At 54.8% G+C, this 3,130-nt stretch carries 3 protein-coding genes; all 3 read left to right on the forward strand.

The annotated features are described in order from the left end of the window. A partial coding sequence (locus tag ACIQ2T_RS12840; RefSeq protein ID WP_397591144.1) for a PHA/PHB synthase family protein occupies window positions 1–724 on the forward strand: 724 nt, incomplete at its 5' end. Window positions 725–787: 63 nt separating this feature from the next. Then, window positions 788–1,981, forward strand: a complete 1,194-nt coding sequence (locus ACIQ2T_RS12845; protein ID WP_397591145.1) for an acyl-CoA dehydrogenase family protein — start codon at window positions 788–790, stop codon at window positions 1,979–1,981. Between the two features lie 151 nt (window positions 1,982–2,132). Further along, the coding region (locus tag ACIQ2T_RS12850; RefSeq protein ID WP_397591146.1) for an acyl-CoA dehydrogenase family protein at window positions 2,133–3,130 on the forward strand (998 nt) is incomplete at its 3' end.

A 3,130-nucleotide genomic window follows, 5' to 3' on the forward strand; every position in this document is an offset into this window, starting at 1 on the left:
TTTTACCGCACAGGTCGATTTTAGCACTGGCGGTGAACTGCTGCATTTCATCGATGACCAGCAGATTGCCATGATGGAAGCGCTAAGCGCGCCGCAAGGCTATATGGACGGACGGTTCCTCGCGCTCACCTTCAATATGTTGCGTGGCAAGGACCTGATCTGGTCGACGGTCGTGAAAAACTATTTGCTGGGTGAGGATTATCCCGCATTTGACCTGCTGCACTGGAATGGCGATGTCACCAACCTGCCCGCCAAATGGCATCGAAATTATGTTATAGACCTCTATCGCGACAATCGGCTGGTGAAGCCTAACGATTTGTCGGCTTTGGGCACCCCGATTGACCTGCGCCGCGTAAAAACGGCAACTTACATTCAGGCAGGTCGCGAAGATCATATCGCACCTGCCGAAAGCGTTTGGAAGCTGCAGGACCATTTCACCGGCCCCATGAAATTTGTGCTGGCCGGCAGTGGGCATATAGCAGGCGTGGTGAACCCCCCAGCGCAGATGAAATATCAATATTGGACCAATGACGCCGCTGCGCCTTCGCTTGAAGCGTTCATTGAAGGCGCAACCGAGACCAAAGGCAGTTGGTGGCCTGATTGGATCGCTTGGCTTAAAGACAAGGGCAATACGCGCGTGCCAGCGACTGGGGGACGTCAGCCTGGCCAAGGCACTCTGAAGGCTCTAGAATCAGCCCCAGGAAGCTATGTAAAAGCACGGTGAGATTCAGTTGACGTTTACGTAAACGTCGACTAATTCGGTTTCAACCGTTTTAGGAGAATCGTGATGCAACTGGAATTCAGCCCCGCAGAAATCGCCTTCCAGAAGGAAGTGCGAACATTCATCGCCGAAAATTACCCCGAGAATCTCCGCTCTGTTCAGGACGAGGGGCATGATCTTTCGAAGGAAGATTTCCTGTCGTGGCATCGCATTCTCGCTAAAAAAGGCTGGATCGCACCTGCGTGGCCCGTCGAATATGGCGGCACAGGCTGGACCGCGACCGAGCGTTTCATTTGGTCGGAAGAACTGGCTGCTGCTGACTGCGTTGGCACGATGCCATTCGGTCTGTCGATGGTTGGTCCCGTCATCTACACCTTCGGCACACCGGAGCAGAAGGCTCAGTTCCTTCCCGGCATATTGTCGGGTGACGACTGGTGGTGTCAGGGTTATTCCGAACCAGGCGCAGGTTCCGACCTCGCATCCCTGCGTACCAAGGCCGTTCGTGACGGCGACGATTATGTCGTCAATGGCCAGAAAACGTGGACAACTATGGCGCAACATGCCGACTGGGGCTTCTTCCTCGTGCGCACGGACTCTGACGCGAAGGCGCAAGAAGGCATCAGCTTTCTGTTAATCGACATGAAGACGCCGGGCGTCACCGTGCGTCCAATCATTACCTTGGGCGGCGAGCATGAAGTCAACGAAGTTTGGTTGGAAGATGTGCGCGTGCCGGTTGCAAACCGCGTTTATGAAGAAAATAAGGGCTGGACCTGTGCCAAGTTCCTGCTTGCGCATGAGCGTACAGGCATTGCTGCCGTTGCCCGTTCGAAGCGCGGCGTAGAGAAGATCAAGGCGATTGCCCGCACCGAACAGGACGGCGACCGCCCGTTGATCGCCAATCCATTTTTCAAGCGTAAGATTTCGGAACTTGAAATAGATCTTACCGCGCTTGAGTTCACGGAATTGCGCAGTCTTGCCGGCGAAGCATCGGGCAAGGGCCCTGGCCCTGAATCAAGTTTGCTGAAAATCAAAGGATCGGAAATTCAGCAGCGGATTACCGAGCTCGCACTAGAAGCCGTCGGCCATTATGGCGCGCCTTATTTCCGTGGCTTTGGCGAAGGTGACAACGAACACCCCATCGGTCCGGACTACGCACATCGTGCCGCACCGACCTATTTCAACACCCGCAAGACGACGATTTACGGTGGATCGAACGAGATCCAGCGCAATATCATCGCCAAGATGGTGCTGGGTATTTAATCTAACATTTAACCGTCACCCTGAACTGGTTTGATCGAAGGTCACTCCGTTTCAGGGTCTTAATTCGCAACGTCGAAAGTAAGATGCTGGAACGAAGTCACCGCGGGTGAAACGAGTTCAGCATGACGGGCTACTGGACGGGATAACTATAATGGATTTCAGCTACACCGAAACGCAGGACATGATCCGCGACACATTGAGCCGTTTTTTGACGGACACTTATGATTTCGATAGCCGCAGCAAGATGATCGCCAGCAGCAGCGGGCGTGACACAGGCATTTGGAAGGCACTGGCGCAGGATCTTGGCATGCTTGGCGCGTCCTTCAGCGAAGAACATGGTGGCCTTGGTGGCGGATATCTCGAAAATGCGTTGATTATGGAAGAGCTTGGCAAGGTCATCGCGATTGAGCCTTATCTCCAGACCGTCGTCCTGGGCGGCGGTGCTTTGAAGGCTGTTGGCGGCGCTGTCGCTGACTCGGTGATCCCTGAAATCATTGGCGGGAATGTCATAATTGGCTTTGCATATGCTGAGCCACAAGGGCGCTACAACCTTGCCAATATTCGCACAACGGCGAAGAAGGACGGCGCGGGCTATGTGTTGAACGGCCATAAAAGCGTCGTTTACGCCGCGCCATGGGCAACGCATTTGCTCGTCACCGCACGCACCGGCGGCGCGAACACCGATGTAAACGGCGTGTCTCTGTTCCTGATCGACGCGAGCGCAAAAGGTATTGTCCGCCGCGATTACCCAACGGTAGATGGTTTTCAGGCGTCTGAAATTTACTTTGAATATGCCGCAATACCGGGCGATGCCCTGTTGGGCGACGAAGGCGCAGGCCTGCCGCTTATCGAACGCATCGTCGACGAAGCAACCGTAGCAGTCTGCGCAGAATCCTGCGGTGTGACCGCTAAGCTGCATCAAGGCACGCTCGAATATGCGCGCCAGCGTAACCAATTCGGTCAGCCAATTTCGCGCTTCCAAGTGCTTCAGCACCGGATGGTCGACATGTTCATGGAAGTTGAGCAATCGAAATCCATGACCACAATGGCAACGCTGAAGCTTGATCTGCCCGCTGCCGAACGCATGGCGGCGGTATCGGCTTGCAAGGCGAAGGTTTCGCGCTCTGCAAAGTTTGTTGGCCAAAGCGC

Source organism: Sphingorhabdus sp. (genome assembly GCF_044357595.1).
Classification (GTDB): domain Bacteria; phylum Pseudomonadota; class Alphaproteobacteria; order Sphingomonadales; family Sphingomonadaceae; genus Sphingorhabdus_B.

What these genes read in the sequence shown, in the direction of transcription:
- ACIQ2T_RS12845 (WP_397591145.1), top strand. Translation starts at nt 788, where the DNA reads ATGCAACTGGAATTCAGCCCCGCAGAAATCGCCTTCCAGAAGGAAGTG.